The sequence below is a fragment of the Kitasatospora sp. NPDC033851 genome, from assembly GCF_055576085.1.
The window spans coordinates 1-19,027 of the sequence record NZ_JBVIRL010000062.1 but is presented as its reverse complement, the minus strand read 5'-3'; the positions used below and the strand labels follow the sequence as shown (position 1 = coordinate 19,027).

Here is a 19,027-nt window from a genome sequence, read left to right as displayed (position 1 = left end):
TCGTCGTCCCCCCGCAGGCGAGCCAGGAGGCGGCCCTGGCCGCGATGGCCCGCGCGGTCGAGGCCGACGGAACCGACTCGGCACGGCAGATCCTCATCGCCACCGGCATCGGTCCCGAGCCACCGGGCGAAGCGTCCTGAGGGACGGCCTCGTGGGCCGGAGTCCTCGGGCAGACAGGAAAGGCGGGACGCAGAGATGTCCGTCTACGTGAAGCTCTCGACCGACGCCCGGGCACCGGCGGAGCCGTCGAAGGGACCGCTGGACCTGCAGTACGAGGACGACACGGACAGCGGCGTCACCTTCGAGTACGACCTGCACCCGAGTGGTGCGCTGCGCGTCCTGCGGGTCTTCGAGGACACGCCCCACCGGATCGAGGCCTGCTTCAGCCCCGGGGCATGGCTCCAGGCCGCGGGCACCTACCTGCGAAGCGGCTCCGAGTACTGACGACGATCCGCTCCGGGCGAACCGCAGGCCGTCGGCGGCGGTTCGCCCCGGTCGCGCGGGGTGCGCGCACCGGCCCCCGTGCCGGAACCGGACGGCGGAGCACGACCAGTACGCCGGCCAGTCCGACGATGTCGATGAATATCTTCCGCCGCCACAACGCCGTCTCCAGCGCGTCCAGTGACAGGTCGGCGCGCATGCGGGTCGTCGAAGCCGTCGCCCGAGCCCTGAACACCAGCCTCACGGCGCCCGCGGGGACGTCTCCTACGCCCTCGCCGCCCTGGCAGGCGACCAGCTCACGACCGTCTCCTCGCCGACCTTCCCCACGGCTACGCGCCGTTGTTCGGCCGCGCCGACCTCACCACCGCGGCTTGACCCGGACCGGGCAATGGCCGTCACCGGTACCGTGCGGAAGCTCGCCCAACGGGCAGCACCGCGCATTCGCAGCGGCCGCCACGCCAGGTTCAGGGTCGACCTGAACGCCTGGTCGGGCAGGGTCGCGATTCTGGCGCGCGCGGCGGCGGCTCGGGGGGTTGCCGCCGCCGCGCAGCGGCAGATTACCTCACACCCGGACGCCGCAAAATCTATGCTCGCCGGAGTAGACATTCCTTGCGGGCGGGTCTAGCGTTTCGCTCGTAGACAGGAGTCGGCGATACCGGCCAGACAGGGTCTGCACTTTGAACGGTGCAACTCCCGATCATGGAAGTAGCACCTGATGAGCGACGTGACTGTCTCCGTTGAGGCGGTTGAAGAGGTCCGGCCGGTCGAGCTGCCGGCGGACCCGTTGGACGACCAGTTGATCGCCCAGCTGGTCGACCGGGCCCGGGCGGGTGGCCTGCAGCTGACCGGTGAGGGCGGGCTGCCGCAGCAGCTGACCAGGCGCGTGCTGGAGTCCGCCCTGGAGGGCGAGATCACCGACCACCTCGGGTACGAGAAGCACGACCCGGCCGGGGCGGGCAGCCGGAACTCGCGCAACGGAGTACGGCCGAAGACCGTCCTGACCGAGGTCGGCCCGGTCGAGATCGAGGTGCCTCGCGACCGGGAGGGCAGCTTCGAGCCGCAGATCGTCAAGAAGCGGCAGCGCCGCCTGACCGGCGTGGACGAGAGATGGTGCTGTCGCTGTCCGCGCGCGGCCTGACGCACGGCGACATCTCCGCCCACCTGGCGGAGGTCTACGGCGCGAGCGTGTCCAAGACGACCATCTCCACCATCACCGACAAGGTCATCGACGGGATGACGGAGTGGCGGAACCGGCCGCTCGACCCGGTCGGTCCGGTGATCTTCATCGACTGCGTGCATGTGAAGGTGCGCGACGGGCAGGTGGCGAACCGGCCCGTCTGCGTCGCCCTGGCGGTCACCGTCGACGGCACCCGCGACATCCTCGGCCTGTGGGCCGGCGACGGCGGCGAGGGCGTCAAGTACTGGCTCCAGGTGCTGACAGAGATCAAGAACCGGGGCGTCCAGGCGGCGTCCAGGACGTGTGCATGGTCGTCTGCGACGGCCTGAAGGGCCTGCCCGAAGCCATCGAGACGGTATGGCCGCCGGCGATCACCCAGACATGCGGGTTGGCCGAGCCCAGGCTGCGTGGCTCCAGCCGCCCACAGGCGGGGAACCAAGGTGAGCAACTCTGGCGAGGCCATGAGCGCGGGTGGCCGATTTCGGGGATGGCCGCCTGGCGAGCAAACCGGTCAGAGGGCCACGGTCGCGGTGTTGATGACGCATTTGCGGCCGTGCTTGGCTGACCGCACGCCGGACACGCCGGGCACCGCAGCCCAACTGAGGCAGGTGCTGCTGTCCGCCTTCGCGAAAGTGACCGTCGTGTGCGAGAAGGAGAGCGGACCGGCGTACGGGGCGCCGTCGTAGTTCTCGATGTAGAACATCACGCGGTCCTGGGCCTGGCCCTGGAGGTCGAAGCTGAAGGAGACTCGCTTCCCCTTGTCGCCGATGGTCTGGACCCATTGGCCACTGGCCGACTCCAGTTTCAGGTCGACCTCCAACTTGTCACCGGGCTTCACCAGCATTGCCGCTCCCGAGAAGCATCCCTGGTCCCCGGGCTGGCTCCCCAGCGTGTTGACATACTGTCCGGAGATCCACCACGAGGAGTACGCTTCAGCAGGCTTGCCCGCCGCAGGCGCGCAACTCGGCCCCCAGGTCAGGACCGGCTGCAGCACCCCCTTGCCGATCGGCTCGAAGTTCACTCCGTTGTCGACGGGCTCGAGTCCGGGCCAAAGGAAGGTGGTGCCGACCTTGGACGGCATCGGCGGGACCACGAAGCTGGTCGACAGCTCGACGATCTGGTTCGAGGCCGGAGTATAGAGATTCACCCGGCCTTGGTTGTGAACCGATCCCGCAGTGCCACCTGCCTTGTCCGCCCCACCTCCGGGGCTCACGGAGGCCTCGGCCGTGGTGCCGGCGAGTATCGACGCCGCGAACGTCACGAATCCTGCGCAGACGGTGGCCCATTTCCTCGCACGCATCATCATCACTCCATGGGTGGGTGGCGGTCTCCAGGACAGGATGCTGAGCAGGCGGGCGGCTCCGCCAGCATCCATTTCCCCATAACGACGTGTTATGAGGCGCCCCGCCGTCCCGACCCCGCCCCGACTACCCGGACACCCGCTGAACGCACGTGTCCGAGGAAGCTCAGCTTGCGGGCGGTCTCGGTGAGCCGCTCTCGGAAACCGCATCACCACCAACTACCGCCACGCCTGGTCCGCCGTCAACGCACCGAACCCTCCCGCCCGATAACTCAGGCCTCGGCAGCGACAGTCCGACCCCGGGCACGTCTACGCCATCTACGGCGAGGTCCCGTGCGAAGGCCATAACACGATGTGATGGTGCACTGGGATCTTCTGGGACGTCCCCCGGTCGGTCACTCTTCTCCCACGCATGAAATGTCACATCGTGCAAGGAGAAGACGTGAGACAGCGAAGAGTCGGGCTGGCCCTCGGTGCGGCCCTGGGGCTGCTGTCGGTTGCCGGGTGCACGGGATCCGACAGCGGCGTCGCCGGCGGACCGAACGCGGCCCCGGTGAAGGGCGGCACGCTTCATGTGCTGTCCACGCTCGATCTTGAGCATCTCGACCCGGCACGTAACTACGTCACGTCCTCGCAGGACGTGGGCCGACTGATCTACCGGACGCTGACCACCTTCGCCGCCGCGCCGGGGCAGGCGGGCGGGAAGATCGTGCCCGACCTGGCCACCGACACCGGGCGCCCCAGCGACGGTGCCAGGACCTGGACCTTCACGCTCAAGCCCGGTGTGAAGTTCGAGGACGGCCGGCCGATCACCAGCGCGGACGTCAAGTACGGCGTGGAGCGGACCTTCGCCGCCGAGCTGCCCGAAGGCCCCCCGTACGCCCGGATGTGGCTGGTGGGTGGCGACAGCTACAAGGGGCCGTACAAGGATCCCGCCGGGCTCGCCTCGATCGAGACCCCTGACGCCAGCACCGTCGTCTTCCATCTCAAGCAGCCGGTGGCCGACTTCGGCTCGGCGGCGTCGCTGCCGATGTTCGCCCCGGTACCGCAGGACAAGGACACCGGCGTCAACTACGACTCCCGCCCGTTCTCCTCCGGCCCGTACAAGATCGACGGCTTCGACCCCAAGAAGCAGCTCACCCTGGTCCGCAACACCGACTGGGACCCGGCCGCCGACACCGTCCGCAAAGCCATGCCCGACAAGGTCGTCATCGACCTGGGCCTGGACGCCGCCGTGGTCGACCAGCGGCTGATCGCCGGCCAGGGGGAGGACGCGAACGCGGTCGCGATGGAGCCGATCGGCCCGGCCTCGGTCGGGCGAGTGCTGAACGACCCGCGACTGAAGAGCCGGCTGGTCACCGGCGACTCGATCAACACCCGCTACCTGAGCATCAACACCAAGCACAAGCCGCTCGACGACGTCCGGGTGCGCCAGGCCGTCGCCTACGCGCTGGACAAGGACGCCCTGCGCACCACCCGCGGCGGCCCGATCGCCGGCGACCTGGCGACCAGCCTACTGCCACCGTCCCTCGGCTACCCGGCCGAGGACCCCTACCCCAGCAAGGACGGCAAGGGCGATCCGGACAAGGCCAAGGCGCTGCTCGCCGAGGCGGGCCACGCCTCCGACCTCACCCTGACCCTCGACGCCCCCGCCACGGCCACCGGCAAGGCACAGGCCGAGGCGGTCCAGGCCTCGCTCGGCCGGGCCGGCATCACCGTGAAGATCAACGAGATCAGCTCCTCCGCCTTCTACAGCACCGTCGGCAACACCTCCCAGGAGCACGACCTGGTGATCGCCGGCTGGTCCCCGGACTGGCCCGGCGCCTCGACGTACCTGCCGATCGTGTTCGACGGCCGCCTGATCACCGCCCAGGGCAACAACAACTACGCGCAGTACGACTCCCCGGCCGTCGACGCGCAGATCGACACGATCGCCGCCATGGGCGACCCGGCCGCGGCCCAGGCGGCGTACGGCCAGCTGGCCGAGCAGATCATGCGGGACGCCCCGGTGGTGCCGTTCCTGTGGGACAAGGCGCCGATCCTCGTCGGTCCGAACGTCACCGGAGCGTACGGGCAGGTCGCCTATGTCGGCAGGCTCGACCTGGTCTCCCTGGGGTTGCGCAAGTGACCGTCATCCGAAGGCTGTTGGCCCAGCGCTCCGCGGCCCTGGCGCTGGCCGTGGTGGCCGGGCTGGTCCTGGTCGCGCTGGCCGCGCCATTGATCACCTGGATCGCCGGGAGCTCGCCGACGGCCTTCCACGGCGACGCGGTGGACCCGGCGCTCGGCGGCCTGCCGCGGGGCGCGGCGGGCGGGATCAGCGCCCGGCACTGGCTGGGCGTGGAGCCCGTCAACGGCCGGGACGTGCTCGCCCGGGTGGTGTACGGCGCACAGGTGTCCCTGCTGATCGCCGTGCTCGCCACCGTGTTCTCGGTGGTGGTGGGCACGGCGCTGGGCCTGGTCGCCGGGTTCTTCGGCGGGTGGGTCGACACCGCGATCGGCCGCACGATGGACCTGCTGCTGTCCTTCCCCAGCCTGATCTTCATGATCGCGCTGATCTCGGCGGCGCCGGGCACGGACCGCCGGCTGCTGCTGGTCGTGGTCCTCGGCTTCTTCGGCTGGCCTTACGTCGGCCGGATCGTGCGCGGGCAGGCGATGGTGCTCGCGCGGGGCGAGTTCGTCGCGGCCGCCCGGGTGCTCGGCGCCTCCCGCCGGGCGCTGCTGCTGCGCGAGGTGCTGCCCAACCTGACCGGACCGGTGCTGGTGGTGGCCACCATGTCGATCCCCGGCTACATCGCCACCGAGGCCGGCCTGTCCTTCCTCGGCGTTGGCGTCCAGGCCCCCACCGCCTCCTGGGGCCAGATGATCGCCACCGCCGTGCCCTGGTACGCCGCCGACCCCGCCTACTTCCTGATCCCCGGCGCCTTCCTGTTCGTCACCGTGCTCGCCTTCAACGTGCTCGGCGACGCCGTCCGTGACGCGCTCGACCCCCGGAGCCAGCGACGATGATCCTCTACCTCCTGCGCAGACTGGCCGTCACGGCGGCCATCCTGCTGGTGATCTGCGCCGCCACCTTCGCCGTCTTCTACCTGATGCCCGCCGACCCGGCGCAGGGCGCCTGCGGCAAGGCGTGCAGCCCCGAGCGGATCGCCGAGATCCGCACCACCCTCGGGCTGAACCACTCGCCGCTCACCCAGTTCGGCGACTACCTGGCCGGCATCGTCTCCGGCCGGACGTACGGCAGCGGCGCGCAGGCCGTCAACTGCCCCTTCCCGTGCCTGGGCTTCAGCTTCCAGACCGACCAGCCGGTGTGGCAGCTGCTCACCAGCAGGCTGCCGGTCAGCTTCTCGATCGCCATCGGTGCCGCCGTGCTGTGGCTCGCCGTCGGCGTCGGCGCCGGGGTGGTCTCGGCCCTGCGCCGCGGCAGCCTGTGGGACCGGGCCGCGATGACGGCCGCCCTCGGCGGGGTGTCGCTGCCGATCTACCTCACCGCCCTGGTGCTGCAGTACCTGCTGGTGGTGCGGCTCGAACTGCTGCCGTACCCGCAGGTCGTGCCGTTCACCGACGACCCGGTCGGCTGGGCGCGGTCGATGGTGATGCCCTGGATCACCCTCGCCATGCTGTACGCCGGGATCTACGCCCGGGTCACCCGCGGCGAGATGCTGGAGAGCCTGGGCCAGAACTACGTGCGCACCGCCCGCGCCAAGGGCCTGCCCGAGATCACCGTCGTGCGGCGGCACGCCCTGCGGCCCGCCCTGATGCCGGTCGTGACCATCTTCGGCATGGACCTGGGCGCGCTGCTCGGCGGCGCGCTGATCACCGAGTCGGTGTTCGGCCTGCCCGGCGTCGGCAAGCTGGCGGCCGATGCGATCGCCTCCGCCGACCAGCCGGTGATCCTCGGGGTGACCCTGTTCGCGGCCTCCTTCGTGGTGCTCGCCAACCTGCTGGTGGACCTGGTGTACGCGGTGCTCGACCCGAGAGTGAGGGCCCTCGGATGACCCTGCTGACAGTACGTGACCTGGCCGTGGAGTTCCGCTCCGGAGTCCGCGCCGTGGACGGGCTCGACCTCGACCTGGACGCGGGGCAGGTGCTCGGCGTGGTCGGCGAGTCCGGCAGCGGCAAGTCGGTCACCAGCCTGGCCGTCCTCGGCCTGCTGCGCGACGCCCGGGTCAGCGGCGAGATCCACTTCGACGGTCGGGAGCTGACCGCACTCGACCAGCGCTCGCTGCGCCGACTGCGAGGCAACCGGATCGCGATGGTCTTCCAGGACCCGCTGTCCTGCCTCAACCCGTACTACTCAGTGGCCTTCCAGATCGCCGAGGCCTACCGGGCGCACCACCGCGCCGGACGCAGAGCGGCGCACCGGGTCGCGGTGCGCATGCTGGACCGGGTCGGCATCCCCGAGCCGGAACGACGGGCCCGCTCGTACCCGCACGAGTTCTCCGGCGGAATGCGCCAGCGCGTGATGATCGCGATGGCGCTGTGCCTGGAACCCGACCTGCTGATCGCCGACGAGCCGACCACCGCGCTCGACGTCACCGTGCAGGCGCAGATCCTCCAACTGCTGCGCGAGCTACGGGAGGAGGCCGGCACGGCCATCATGCTCATCACCCACGACATGGGCGTGGTCGCCGGGCTGGCCGACCAGGTCGTGGTGATGCACCAGGGCCGCGCCGTCGAACGCGGCCCGGTGCGGGACGTCTTCCAGCGGCCGCGGGAGCCGTACACCCGCGGCCTGCTCGCCTGCGTCCCGCGCATCGACGGACCCCTGCCGGACCGGCTGCCCACCCTGGGAGCCACCACATGAGCGAGCGAGCCATCAGGAGGAGCACGGTGAGTGAGGCGGACCGGCGAGCAGCGGAAGGAGGCGGTCGCACCGTTCTGCTCGAAACGCGGAACCTCGTCAAGCGCTTCCCGGTCCGCCACGGTCTGACGCGGCGGCTGGCCGGCCACGTCGCAGCCGTCGACGGAGTCTCCCTGACCGTCGGGCCCGGCGAGACCCTCGGCCTGGTCGGCGAATCCGGATGCGGCAAGTCCACCGTCGCCAAACTGATCACCCGCCTGGAACGGCCCACCTCGGGCAGTATCCACTTCGCCGGGCAAGACCTGGCCGGGTTGGACGAGACGGCCCTGCGCCCGCTCCGCCGCGAGCTGCAGATGGTCTTCCAGGATCCCTTCTCCTCGCTCAACCCCCGCCAGAGCGTCCGCCAGATCCTCACCGCACCCTCCCGCTACCAGGGCCTCGAACCCGGCGAACCGGTCGAGGAGTTGCTGACCCGGGTCGGGCTGCGACCGGAACACGCAGACCGGAACCCCCACGAGTTCTCCGGCGGACAGGCCCAACGCATCGGCATCGCACGGGCGTTGGCCCTGCGCCCGAAGCTGGTGGTGTGCGACGAACCGGTCTCGGCCCTCGACGTCTCGGTCCAGGCGCAGATCCTCAACCTGCTCAAGGACCTGCAGGACGAGTACGGGCTGAGTTACCTGTTCATCGCGCACGACCTCGGCGCCGTGCGCCAGATCAGCACCCGGATCGCCGTGATGTACCTCGGATCGGTCGTCGAAACCGCCGACCGCGACACCCTGTTCGCCCACCCCGCACACCCGTACACCCACGCCCTGCTGTCCGCCGTGCCCCTGCCCGACCCGGACGCCGAACGCGGGCGGGAGCGGATCGTGCTCCACGGCGACTTGCCCAGCCCGCTCGACCCGCCCAGCGGCTGCCGCTTCCGCACCCGCTGCCCCAAGGCCGGTGAACTCTGCGCCGCCGAACGCCCCGAGCTGCGGACGATCGCCCCCGGACAGCAAGTCGCCTGCCACTACCCCGAGAGGACGCCGTGATCCGCGCCCAGTACCGGCTGTCCGGGCTCGCCATCACCGACCACGCCTTCGACGTGCCGCTCGACCACACCGACCCCGCGCGGGGAACCATCGAGGTGTTCGCCCGGGAGGTCGTCGATCCGGCGCGGGCCGACGACCGGCTGCCCTGGCTGCTCTACCTCCAAGGCGGCCCGGGCGGGAAGTCCCCCCGCCCGCTGAACGCCACCTCCGGCTGGCTCGGCCACGCGCTCAGGAGCCACCGGGTGCTGCTGCTGGACCAACGTGGCACCGGCCGCTCCACACCGCTGACCGCCAGGACCGCCGCCCGGTTCGGCGCCGCCCGTGACCTGGCCGACCACCTCGCCCATTTCCGCGCCGACTCGATCGTCGCCGACGCCGAACTGATCCGCCGCCAACTATGCGGCGACGAGCCATGGGAGACCCTCGGACAGAGCTATGGCGGCTTCGTCACCCTCAGCTACCTCTCCTTCGCCCCCGAAGGCCTGCGCGCCTGCTACATCACCGGCGGCCTGCCCGGCCTCGACACCACCGCCGACGACGTCTACGCGGCCACGTACCCCCGGGTCCGGGAGAAGACGACCGCGTACTACGCCCGCTACCCCGGCGACCGCCAACTCGTGTGCAGGCTGGCCGATCTCCTCGACCGGAGCCCGGTCCACCTGCCCGACGGCGACCGGCTCACGGTACGGCGGCTCCGCATCCTCGGCCTGATGCTCGGCATGGGAGACGGCTTCGAGCGCCTGCACTGGCTGCTCGACGAGGCACTCGACCTCGACGGCGAGCCCTCGGCCACCTTCCTGCACCAGGTGATGAACCTGACCGCCTTCACCGACAACCCGCTCTTCGCCGCCCTCCAGGAGTCGATCTACGGCCGCCCCGGAGCCGCCACCGGCTGGGCCGCCGCCCGGGCCATGGCCACCCGTCCCGAGTTCGCCGAGGACGCCGACCCCCTGCTGTTCACCGGCGAGATGTTCCACCCCTGGACGTTCGAGGAGATCACCGGGCTGCGCCCGTTCGCCGAGGCCGTCCACCTGCTCGCCGAACGCACCGACTGGCCCGCCCTGTACGACCCGGTCCGACTCGCCGCGAACCGGGTCCCGATCGCCGCCGCCATCTACCACGACGACATGTACGTGGACGCCGGCCTGTCCCTGCGCACCGCCCGCACGGTCGGCTCCCTGCGCACCTGGGTCACCAACGAGTGGGAGCACGACGGGGTCACCGCCTCCGGCGACCGCGTCCTCGCCCGCCTGATGGACCTTGCCGCCGCGCGCATCTGATCCCCCACCACCCCGCCCCTGCGGTGGGAAAGGAACGAAGAGATGAGACTCGAGTCCCTCGCCGCCGTACTTGCCGCGACCCTCCCCCTGGTCGCCGCCACCCCGGCCCTTGCGGATACCGCCCGGGCCACCACCGTCGCGCCCGCCTCCGGCTGCGCCCTGCCTGGGAAGACCGGCTGGACCGACGAAGGCCACAACACCGACTACACGCAGTTCCAGCAGCCCCTGGGCACCAAGCACGTGCTGATGCTGTTCGTCGACTTCTCCGACGCACCGGCCGCCGGATCCGTCGACGACTACTACCGCGAACTCGCCCCCGCGCAGGAGTGGATGAAGCAGGACTCCTACGGCAAGCTCCGCCTCGACATCGATCCGCTGAAGCGGTGGATCACCATGCCGCAGACCTCCGCCTCCTACGGATTCCAGCGCGGCATCACGTTCGACGAGCAGGAGCTGTACGTGAAGCAGGCCGTCCAGGCCGCCGATCCGTACGTGGACTTCTCCAAGTACGACATGCTGTACATCGTCCCCACCAAGTCCGCCTCCGCGATCACCTTCTCGCCCACCTACCTCTACGACCCGACCACCGCCGGCATCACCGCCGACGGCACCCGGATCAAGTGGGCGATCACCTTCGGCCAGGACATGTACCACTGGGGCTACAAGGTCGCCGACCACGAGACCTCCCACACCTTCGGACTGCCCGACCTCTACGCCTTCACCGGCACCGACGTCCACCCCTACGTCGGCGGCTGGGACCTCATGGGTAACATCGCCGGCCCGGCGCCGCAGCACACCGGCTGGGAGCGCTGGAAGTTCGGCTGGATCGACGACGGCCAGGTCGCCTGCCTGCCCGCCTCCGGCAGTCGCACCGTCCACCTGAAGGCCGTCGAACGCCCCGGCGGAACCAAGATCGCCATGGTCCGCACCGGTGAGGACACGGCGTACGTCGCGGAATCCCGCCGAGCCGTCGCCGGGGACGCCAAAGCCTGCTCCACCGGCGTGCTGATCTACAAGGTCGACACCTCCACCCAGACGGGATACGGGCCCGTCCAGGTGGTCAACGGCAACCCGGGCGCGACCCCGCCGAGCGGCTGCACCGCTCTCGACATGGCCGCCTACCAGCCCGGCCAGTCCTTCACCGACCCCGCCACCGGGGTGAAGATCGACGTGCTGCGCAAGGGTCCGCTCTCCGACACCATCCAGGTCACCAAGCAGTAGAGCCGGCGGTGACCACCCCTCAGCTCGCGCCGTGACGCTGCAGGGAGACCCCCACAGCAGCTCCGCTCCGACCGGCGCGAACACTCCCGGCCAGGATTGACACCTGGCCGGGAGCCGGTCCCGGCCCGCCGGGCATCGTTCCCCTGCCCGGCGTGGTCACCGCAGGAGGCGCCCAGGCCATGCTCAAGGGCGGCCTCCCGCTGCCCGGCCGGCGGATCGTCGTCGCCGGCAGCGGGCCGCTGCTCGCCGTCGTGGCCACCCTGGCAGCGGCCGGAGCCGACGTGCCCTCGGTCATCGAGGCGAGCGACTACCTCGGCTCGCCAATCACCGCGGATGGCGTGCGGGCCCTGGCCGTGGACGACCGGCAGCGCACCAGCCTGCCGGGCCCGTACGCGGCCGGCGAGACCTGCGGCATCGGCGGCGCCGACCTGGCGATCGCCGAGGGCGAACTGGCCGCGTACGCCGTGGCCGCACGCCCGGCGCCGGCTGCCGCTCGCCGCCACCGCGCCCGCCGCCGCGCCTTCGCGGAACTCATGGGCGCCGCCCACTGCCCCGGCACCGGCTGGACCGCCTGGCTGCACGACGACACGGACGTGTGCCGCTGCGAGGAGGTCCCGACCGGCCGCATCCGCGCGGCCGTGGCCGACCTGACGCCGGCAACCCCCGCACCGCCAAGCTCCTCACCCGCGCCGGCATGGGCTGGTGCCAAGGCTGGATGTGCGGCCTGGCCGTCGCCTGCCTGACCGGCCGACCGGCACCCGACGCCGACCGCGGACCGCTGGCCTGCCCCGTTCCCCTGGCCCAACTCGCCGACCAGTGAGCCCAGTGGCCGGCATCACCCAAGCCATCCCTTGGGCGCCAGTAAAATGTCACACCCCACAAGGAGTTCTCGCATGTCCTTCGCATCGCATGACGCCACCCGGCCCTGGCGGGGCATCATGGTCGCCACCGCGCTGCCGCTGCGCCCCGACCTGTCCGTCGACTACGACGCCTACGCTGAGCACGTCCGCTGGCTGGTCGACAACGGCTGCGACGGCGTCGTCCCCAACGGCTCGCTCGGCGAGTACCAGACCCTCACCGCCGAGGAGCGCGCCCGGGCCGCCCAGCCCGGCTGACTCGCCGCCGGAGCCGCCGCCCGATCCGCCGCCCTGAGCAAGGCCGCCGAGGCGATCGAGGCACACGCCGCCGAACTGGCCGAGCTGACCGTGCGCGAGGTCGGCAAACCGCTCGCGGAGGCCGGCGCCGAGGTGGCCCGCACCACCGCGATCTGGCGGTACTACGCCCAGGCACCGTACGCACCCACCGGCACGGTGCACGAGCCGGCCGCAGGCGAGGGACTGCTGTTGACCCGCCGGCGTCCCTACGGTGTGGCCGGGCTGATCACCCCGTGGAACTTCCCGCTCGCCATCCCCACGTGGAAGGCCGCGCCCGCACTGACCACCGGCAACACCGTCGTGCTCAAGCCCGCACCCGAGGCGACCGCCCTGGCCCTGCGGCCGGCCGAGCTCCTTGCCCTGCCGGAAGGAGTCTTCACCGTCGTCCCCGGCGGGGCCGACGAAGGTGACGCACTGGTCCGCTCGGCCGACGTGGTCTCGTTCACCGGCTCGACCGCCGTGGGCCGGGCCGTCGTCGCCACCACGACTGCCCGCGGAGTACCGGTACAGGCAGAACTGGGCGGCGCGAACGCCGCGCTGGTGCTGCCCGACGCCGACATCGAGCAGGCCGCCGCCCACCTGGCCGCCGCGATCGCCGGATACGCCGGGCAGAAGTGCACCGCTACCAGCAGGGTGATCGCCGTCGGTGACGCGTACCGGCCGCTGCGCGCCGCGATCGCCAAGGCCCTGGCAGACGTCGAACTCGCCCCGGTGATCAACGAGTCCGCGCTCTCCCGGCTCACCCACGCGGTCGACTCGGCCCGCGCCGCCGGGGCCGAGACGGTGACCGGCGGACAGCGGATCGACGCGCCGGGATGGTTCCTGGAGCCGACCCTGCTGACCGGCGTCGCGGAGGAGCACCCGCTGCTGACCGAGGAGTTCTTCGGCCCACTGGCCGTCCTGCTGCCCGCGGCGGACCTGGACCAGGCGATCACAAGGGCCAACTCCAGTCCCCAGAGCCTCGCCACCTCCGTGCACACCCAGGACCTGGACCTGGCGCTGACCGCAGTCGACCGCCTGGACGCAGGCATGATCCGGATCAACGCGCCCTCCACCGGTGTCGACTTCCACCTGCCGTTCGGCGGCGCCAAGGCGGCCATCCACGGCGCCCGCGAACAGGGCACCGCCGCGCTGCAGTTCTTCACCGCCGAGCGAACCGTCACGATGCTGCCCGGCGGAGCACCCAGGTGATCACGCCCAAAGGGCTTCGGAAGGGAGGTCTCCGATTCCATAACCCAACGTGATGGAGGGCTGGGAGCTACCGAAGGCAATGATCGATCCGGACGATAGCCTGCACGCTTCCCGCACGGCGGCAGTAGCCGACCGTACCCGGGAGCGCACAGGACACCCGGCTGACTACCCGCCAGGGCACAGCCAGCAGGGCTCGTCACCGGATCGATCCCTTCGGAGGCCCCCATGGACCCCTCAGTCAGACCCCGGCGCCCCCTGTCGGCAGCGCTCATCCTCGTCCTGGCCGCCCTGCTGGCCCTGGTCGTCGTCCCCGCGCACCCCGCCCACGCGTACAACGGCAGCACCTCCGCCTGCGCGCTGCAGGGGACGACTGGGTACACCGACGAGGGCCAGCAGACCGACTACACCCGGTTCCAGAACCCGATCGGCATCAAGCGCATCGGCCTGATCTACGTCGACTTCCCCGACGCCGCCGGCACCGCTCTGCCCCTCACGTCGTACTATGACACGCTCAAGGGCGCCAACGACTGGATGCGGAACGCCTCCTACGGCCAGACCACGCTGGACATCCAGGTCCCGTACGCCGACTGGGTCCACATGCCGAAGAACTCCACGGACTACAACTGGGAACGCGGCTTCTCCTGGTCCACGCACCAGGTCTACGTGAAGGACGCGCTCACCGCCGCGGCCAACGCCGGCGTCGACCTCTCCCAGTACGACATGTTCTACGTCGTGCCCACCGCCACCGCGACCGCGATCGGCCACTCCCCGACCTTCATCCAGGACCCCGCCTCCCCGACCTGGGTCTGGAACCCGCCGACGAGCAGCTGGGTACTGATCCACTGGGCGGTGACCTTCGGCCAGGACATGTGGTCCTGGGGATACAAGGTCGCCGACCACGAGACCAGCCACACCTTCGGCCTGCCCGACCTGTACGCCTTCAGCGGGGACCTGAACCAGTACGTCGGCGGCTGGGACCTCATGGGCAAGATCTCCGGACCGGCCCCGCTGTACTTCGGCTGGGAGGCGTGGAAGTTCGGGTGGATCACCGACAGCCAGGTGTCCTGCCTGGACACGGCGAACACGTACACCACAACCCTGACCGGGCTGGAGTACGGGGGCAGCGGCTACCGGCTGGCGGTGATCAAGACCAGGGGCACCACCGCCTACGTCGCCGAGTCCCGCAAGGCCGCCTACAACGACTCCAGCGCCTGCGCCACCGGCGTCGTCATCTACAAGGTCGACACCTCCATCACCACCGGCAACGGGCCGATCCAGGTGGTCACCAACCCCAAAGCCGTCCCACCCACCGGGAACTGCGCCACGCTGGACATGCAGACCTGGCAACCCGGCCAGTGGTTCCAGGACGACACCGCCCGCATCCGGATCTACGTGAACGCCTCCGACGCGTCCACCGACACCCTCTGGACCTACAAGTGGTGACCCCTTGACTTCCTCAACCGGCCTGAAGGCCGGTGAATCGCTTCACCCCCGGCCTGAAGGCCGGAGCACTGCGATTAGCTCTGGTAGCACCGGAACGCCTCCGACCAACGGGCGGTGCGGCCGGTGCGACAGGCGCCGACCGCATCGCACCGCCGCAGGCTCCACCGCGCGGATCGTGTCACACCACCGGGCGCCTCACCCAGAGCGAGGCACGCCACTGCTCAACACGCCCACCGCAGTGCGCTGCGGCGGCACGGCGCCGTCGTGCCTTTCGAGCCAGCCCTGGTAGACCGTGCTGCGGGCGCACGCCGTCCGGTACGCCTCGATGACGTCCTGCACGAGGGAGGGGCCCAACGTTTCCAACGGCCCCTCCTCGTGCCAGGCGAGCAGATGCCGGTACCAGAGCGGATTCCCGGCGATCGGACGTACGGCGATGCCCGGGACCTCCTCGAAGGTGGCCTGGCAGAAGCTCACCGCGTGGCCGTGGCGAACGATGTCCAGGAGGAGTCGGCCCTCCGCCTCGTGGACGACGCGCATGCGATGCCCCAGGACGAGCAGGGTCCTGGACCAGTACTCACGGATCCGGTCGTTGTCCGGCCGAGGAGCGGCCCAGTCCTCTTCCTCCAGATCCTCCAGCGCGACCTCCTCCAGCGCCGCCAGCGGATGGGCTGCCGGCAGTGCCACGAAGAGCGGCTCGGTGGCGATCGGCTCGACGGTGACTCCAGGGGGGAGCACGAGCTCATAACCGGGGCAGTCGCCCACCACGGCCGCCTCAAGACGGCCGCCCGCGATGTCCTCGACGAGCGGGACGGGGCATCCGTGGCCCCGCGAACTGATCTCGGCCTCCGGATGGTGCGACCTGATCGCCGTGATCAACCCGCCGAGCAGGGGAGCGTTGACGGAGCCGAGCCGGAAACGGTGCGGCGAACAGCTCCTCCGCGCGGCGAGAGCGGAGGCCTCCAGCAGTTCGTCGATGGTCGGCAGCAGCGCCCGTGCCCGGCTCAGCACCACCTCCCCGAAGGCGGTCGGGACGACACCCGACTGCGCGCGGCTGAACAGCTCACCGCCGAGCGCCCGCTCGATCCGCGTCAACTGGGCACTGAGACCGGGCTGGGTCAGCCGCAACGACGCGGCGGCCCGCGTCAGACTGCCGCTGTCCGCGATGCTGCAGATGATCCGGAGGTGCCGGAATTCGAGCTCCATGGCGAGATGCTACGGAGATCAGTCCCACATCAGTAGGGGTGCGTCGGTAACGACCCGGCCATCAGACCTGCGCTGTTCGATCTCGCCCGGCGCAGCCGCCTCCCGACGGCCTCGCCGCAGGAGGCCTGGCGCAGGACCTCAGGCGGTTGCGCGTGGCGGTCGCGGGCGCCGTCGCGCAGCACTTCGCGCGTTGGGGTCGCGCGGATCGAGGCCGTTTTCCGGCCCGTTCCACTGGCCGGTTCGGGTGGCAGTCGGTGCGAACACGCGGGGCATGGGACTGATCCGCAGACACCGGCGTGAGCAGGAGCAAGAGCGCGCTGCCACGACGACGTTTGGGGCTGTCGAGGCGGGCGGCCCGGAGCCGAGGGGCCGACGGACGTTCCCGTCGGGGGCTGGTTCGCGGTGCTCAAACGTACCGGCAGGGAGTTCCTGGACGACGAGTTGTTCGACCGGGCCGCGGCGCTGACCTACTACGGCGTGCTGGCGATCTTCCCGGCTCTGCTGGTGCTGGTCTCGTTGCTCGGGCTGACCGGCACGTCGGCGACCAACGCCGTTCCGGACAATCTGCAGAAGCTCGCCCCTGGCTCGGCTCGTGACGTCCTGCGCACCGCCGTGACCCAGCTCCAGGCCAGCCGTGGCACCGGCGGACTGCCGGCGATCATCGGCCTCGTCGGCTCGCTCTGGTCTGCCTCCGGCTATATTGCGGCGTTCATTCGTGCGTCCAACGCGGTCTACGACATCCGCGAGGGCCGAGTTCCGAGCGGTCCATGAGGACCGCGACCCGGTCTCCGGTCTCCACCCCGCGCGCCTGGAGCGTCCAGGCGAGACTGTTTGCACGACGGTTCATTCGCCATATGTCATCGTCCCCTGATAGGGGACGACGGCGATCGCGTCGGGCTGTGCGGCGGCGCGGGCCGCGCACAGGTCGACACGTCGGTTCAGGTCGGTATCGCTCGGCGCCCTGCAGTGTCTCGCGTTTCAGCGTCGCGTTGAACGCCTCCGCGGCGGCGTTGTCCGCCGAAGTGCCCACGGCCCCACGGCTTCTGGTGACACCGAGTTCGCGGCAGACCTTCGCGAAGTCCTTGGAACAGCATTGGGCGCCGTTGTCGCTGTGGAAAACCGCGCCGCGCAGGTCACCACCCCTGATCGCGGCGGCCGCCTTCAGGGCGTCGGTGACGGGTTCGGTTCGCATGTGGTCGGCGATCGACCAGCCCACGAGCCGTTCGAGTGCAGATCCAAAACCGTTGCCAGGTAGAGGAACTGGCCGTCGCCGATGGGCAGGTAGGTGATGTCGCCGACCAGCCGCACTCCGGGGCGGGGTGCGGTGAAGTCGCGCCCGATCAGGTCCGGGACGAACACCGGCTTGCGGGCCTGGCGGGTCAGGCCACGGCGCCGGCACCGGGTCACGCCCGTGATGCCGCGCTCGCGCATGATCCGCTCCACCCTCTTCCGGTTGACTGCCCGGCTCTGGCGGCGAAGTTCCGCATGCACGCGCGGGACGCCGTAGGCACCCCGGAAGCGAGGTGGATCACGGTGATCTCGGCCGCGAGCAGTTCCTCCTCGCGCAGGCGGGCCCGGCGGGCGGCCTCGTCGGCCCGCCAGGCACAGAACGACGACCGGGAGATCCCCAGGACGGCACAGATCCGCTTGACGCCCCACGCGCCGTGGTGATCATCAACGAAACGGAAGCGGATCACCGTGTCGTCTCGGTCGCGAAATAGGCGGCCGCCTTGCGCAGGATCTCGATCGTCTTCTGCTGCTCGACGGTCTGGCGCCGCAACCGGGTGAACTCCTCGCGTTCGGCGCTCGTCAGCTCGCCCGGCCGGCCCGCGCCCCGGTCGGTCCTGTCCTGCTTGACCCAGCCCCGCAGCCCCTCCGGACTGACCCCCCCCAGTTCCCGGGCGATCTCGGTGACGTTCCGGTGTGGCGAGGACCGGACGAGCGCGACCGCGTCCCGCTTGAACTCCGCCGTGTACCGCTTGGCCATGTTGCTCTTGATTCCCACCTGGTGCCGCTTCCTCCGGGCTTGCATCGCCCAGTCTCCACGTGTCCAACCTCAAGGGGAGACTTCACAACCCGTCCTCCGCCGAACCACGGCACACGGCCCCGCCCCAGAAAAGGCCGTTCCCCGCATTCCTGCGGGGAACGGCCTTCCGGCCTGCATGAACGTAGCGCCGACCGGGGCAACAGGATCTGAATCCGCACCCCCCTGACCCCCATTCACCCTGTGATCTTTCCCATCGAAAAGGCGGACATTTTTTCGATCACGGGTCGCAGAGCCGGGGATCCTGCCTCAGTGATCAGCATATTCGCCTCCTCGCGATCGTCCTACCGGTAACTTCTTCCGGTACTTTCCAGGATACTCCTTATTGTGAGACTTCGAGCCCGCCGCGCACATGAGTCAGTATTTGAAAATTCCCCTGCGTGACGCTTGACCAGAATATCCACCCGAGATATTTCCTGTGGCTCACCCCACAGTCACAGGATCCATCCTGGCCGAGGTGTCGCAGGTGAGGGCCGGCGCCATGCCGGGACAGGGGAAGTGCCGGTGAGTCCTACGCCGATCCACGTGGAGGCCGGGCGAGGAAGCCGGCCGACGGAGAGTACTGCTGCGGGAAAACCGTGGTTCGTGGCGGAGTTCGCACGGAAGAACCGCACGACTGCGGTGAACCGGTCGAAACGCAGGGAGCTGACGATTAATAACTTACGGACCTGATGACGTACTTGGGGTCGTAGGATCTCGGCGTGACGGAGGAGACCGAGACCGTGCTCGGGGAGG

14 protein-coding genes and 5 pseudogenes are annotated in these 19,027 nt (G+C 70.3%); 14 read left to right on the top strand and 5 right to left on the bottom strand.

Features of this window, described 5'->3' with window-relative positions; genetic code table 11:
- Nucleotides 1-195: 195 nt before the first annotated feature.
- Complete coding sequence (locus tag ACZ51D_RS42600) at nt 196-444, top strand: hypothetical protein (RefSeq protein ID WP_465626264.1); 249 nt, start codon at nt 196-198, stop codon at nt 442-444.
- A gap of 721 nt (nt 445-1,165) precedes the next feature.
- Nucleotides 1,166-2,003, top strand: a pseudogene (locus ACZ51D_RS42595) (IS256 family transposase); the annotation flags it as partial.
- A 126-nt stretch (nt 2,004-2,129) separates the two neighbouring features.
- On the opposite strand, the gene ACZ51D_RS42590 reads toward ACZ51D_RS42595, so the two are convergent.
- Entirely contained in the window at nt 2,130-2,924 is a 795-nt protein-coding gene (locus ACZ51D_RS42590) for a hypothetical protein (protein ID WP_465665673.1), read from the bottom strand.
- A 436-nt stretch (nt 2,925-3,360) separates the two neighbouring features.
- On the opposite strand from ACZ51D_RS42590, the gene ACZ51D_RS42585 reads away from it, so the two are divergent.
- The 11 genes and pseudogenes from ACZ51D_RS42585 (at nt 3,361) to ACZ51D_RS42535 (ending at nt 15,045) form a co-directional block, all read left to right on the top strand.
- Entirely contained in the window at nt 3,361-5,046 is a 1,686-nt protein-coding gene (locus ACZ51D_RS42585) for an ABC transporter substrate-binding protein (protein WP_465665671.1), read from the top strand.
- Nucleotides 5,043-5,924, top strand: a complete 882-nt coding sequence (locus tag ACZ51D_RS42580; RefSeq protein ID WP_465626259.1) for an ABC transporter permease — start codon at nt 5,043-5,045, stop codon at nt 5,922-5,924. Before ACZ51D_RS42585 ends, ACZ51D_RS42580 begins: the two co-directional genes overlap by 4 nt.
- Entirely contained in the window at nt 5,921-6,913 is a 993-nt protein-coding gene (locus tag ACZ51D_RS42575) for an ABC transporter permease (protein WP_465665669.1), read from the top strand. Before ACZ51D_RS42580 ends, ACZ51D_RS42575 begins: the two co-directional genes overlap by 4 nt.
- On the top strand, nt 6,910-7,722 hold the full coding sequence (locus ACZ51D_RS42570; RefSeq protein ID WP_097235659.1) for an ABC transporter ATP-binding protein: 813 nt from the start codon (nt 6,910-6,912) through the stop codon (nt 7,720-7,722). The genes ACZ51D_RS42575 and ACZ51D_RS42570 overlap by 4 nt, the downstream gene beginning before the upstream one ends.
- Nucleotides 7,719-8,756, top strand: coding sequence for an ABC transporter ATP-binding protein (locus tag ACZ51D_RS42565; RefSeq protein WP_465626254.1), 1,038 nt, complete (start codon nt 7,719-7,721; stop codon nt 8,754-8,756). The genes ACZ51D_RS42570 and ACZ51D_RS42565 overlap by 4 nt, the downstream gene beginning before the upstream one ends.
- Nucleotides 8,756-10,036, top strand: coding sequence for an alpha/beta fold hydrolase (locus tag ACZ51D_RS42560; protein WP_465626293.1), 1,281 nt, complete (start codon nt 8,756-8,758; stop codon nt 10,034-10,036). The genes ACZ51D_RS42565 and ACZ51D_RS42560 overlap by 1 nt, the downstream gene beginning before the upstream one ends.
- Nucleotides 10,037-10,078: 42 nt before the next feature.
- Nucleotides 10,079-11,257 carry a M6 family metalloprotease domain-containing protein gene (locus tag ACZ51D_RS42555; RefSeq protein WP_465665667.1) on the top strand — a complete coding sequence of 393 codons (1,179 nt, stop codon included), beginning with the start codon at nt 10,079-10,081 and terminating at the stop codon, nt 11,255-11,257.
- 143 nt (nt 11,258-11,400) lie between these two features.
- Nucleotides 11,401-12,077, top strand: a pseudogene (locus ACZ51D_RS42550) ((2Fe-2S)-binding protein); the annotation flags it as partial.
- A 73-nt stretch (nt 12,078-12,150) separates the two neighbouring features.
- Nucleotides 12,151-12,363, top strand: a pseudogene (locus tag ACZ51D_RS42545) (dihydrodipicolinate synthase family protein); the annotation flags it as partial.
- Nucleotides 12,364-12,396: 33 nt separating this feature from the next.
- Nucleotides 12,397-13,602, top strand: a pseudogene (locus ACZ51D_RS42540) (aldehyde dehydrogenase family protein); the annotation flags it as partial.
- 225 nt (nt 13,603-13,827) lie between these two features.
- Nucleotides 13,828-15,045 (top strand): M6 family metalloprotease domain-containing protein, encoded by a 1,218-nt coding sequence (locus tag ACZ51D_RS42535; RefSeq protein WP_465626249.1) that lies wholly within the window; start codon nt 13,828-13,830, stop codon nt 15,043-15,045.
- 195 nt (nt 15,046-15,240) lie between these two features.
- Here the strand turns inward: ACZ51D_RS42535 and ACZ51D_RS42530 are convergent, their stop codons facing one another.
- Nucleotides 15,241-16,248, bottom strand: a complete 1,008-nt coding sequence (locus ACZ51D_RS42530) for a LysR family transcriptional regulator (RefSeq protein ID WP_465665665.1) — start codon at nt 16,246-16,248, stop codon at nt 15,241-15,243.
- A gap of 351 nt (nt 16,249-16,599) precedes the next feature.
- Here ACZ51D_RS42530 and ACZ51D_RS42525 point away from each other — a divergent pair.
- Nucleotides 16,600-17,001: pseudogene (locus tag ACZ51D_RS42525) on the top strand (YihY/virulence factor BrkB family protein); the annotation flags it as partial.
- Here the strand turns inward: ACZ51D_RS42525 and ACZ51D_RS42520 are convergent.
- From ACZ51D_RS42520 to ACZ51D_RS42510, 3 genes are read right to left on the bottom strand one after another with little or no spacing between them, the layout of a single operon-like run.
- Nucleotides 16,958-17,440, bottom strand: a complete 483-nt coding sequence (locus ACZ51D_RS42520; protein ID WP_465665675.1) for a DDE-type integrase/transposase/recombinase — start codon at nt 17,438-17,440, stop codon at nt 16,958-16,960. The pseudogene ACZ51D_RS42525 and the gene ACZ51D_RS42520 sit on opposite strands and share 44 nt — an antisense overlap.
- A complete protein-coding gene (locus ACZ51D_RS42515) occupies nt 17,410-17,907 on the bottom strand; it encodes an IS3 family transposase (protein ID WP_465665663.1) in 498 nt (165 codons plus the stop codon). Before ACZ51D_RS42515 ends, ACZ51D_RS42520 begins: the two co-directional genes overlap by 31 nt.
- 34 nt (nt 17,908-17,941) lie before the next feature.
- A complete protein-coding gene (locus tag ACZ51D_RS42510; RefSeq protein ID WP_465665661.1) occupies nt 17,942-18,253 on the bottom strand; it encodes a transposase in 312 nt (103 codons plus the stop codon).
- Nucleotides 18,254-19,027: the final 774 nt, after the last annotated feature.